Origin of the sequence: Paracoccus marcusii (assembly GCF_006151785.1) — a bacterium.
GTDB classification, from domain to species: domain Bacteria; phylum Pseudomonadota; class Alphaproteobacteria; order Rhodobacterales; family Rhodobacteraceae; genus Paracoccus; species Paracoccus marcusii.
Window position 1 is genome coordinate 1 of record NZ_VDDD01000285.1, and the last position, 650, is coordinate 650.

Consider the following 650-nt stretch of genomic DNA (forward strand, 5'->3'; position numbering starts at 1 on the left):
GAGACGCGCCAGCTCATGGCGCAGGGTCCCCAGATGACCGAGATCATGAGAGAGGCTCCGCGTGGCGGCCTCCAGGAACGTGGCCAGCCCGGTCATCGGCGACCAGACCCGAAAGCCGGTGCGGGTCAGCGACACGGATGGCGGCACGATCCACCCGGCAGCCGCCGGCATCAGCAGGCCCCCTGCCCTCTCGTCCAGCTCATCGCGGCCGACCCTTCGATCAGGAGACAGTCCCTGCAGATGCCGCGCGGCACCCTCCACGGCCATGAAGACCAGCCGCTCGGCCACGGGGCTGCTCCGTCGGGATCGGAAGGCATAGTTGGCCGCCGCGCGCCATCCCGCCAGGATCGGAACGTGGGACCAGGTGCGACCTGTCTCCACGACCAGGGGCAGCTCCGCATCCTCGAGACGATCGCCCTCGTCGCGTGTCTGCCCGATGGGCGTGGCGGCCGCTTCGATCCGGCGCAGGGCTGCGACCGGTTCGCCAAACGGATCCCCGGGCCGCCGGATGACGGTCAGAACCTTGAGGGCCATCTCGGCCGCCCGGGCATCCTCTTCCATCGCGATGCCGCTGGTGAGACGCAGCACCATCCCCTGCGTGGAGATGCGCTCGCCTTCGAGGCCGACCGAGGCGGCAGCCTCCAGAAGGC

1 protein-coding gene is annotated in these 650 nt (G+C 70.3%); it reads right to left on the bottom strand.

Translation table 11 applies throughout. The features are described from left to right. Positions 1-588: hypothetical protein (locus FHD68_RS18785; protein ID WP_139086651.1), on the bottom strand; the 588-nt coding region annotated here is incomplete at its 3' end. Positions 589-650: the final 62 nt, after the last annotated feature.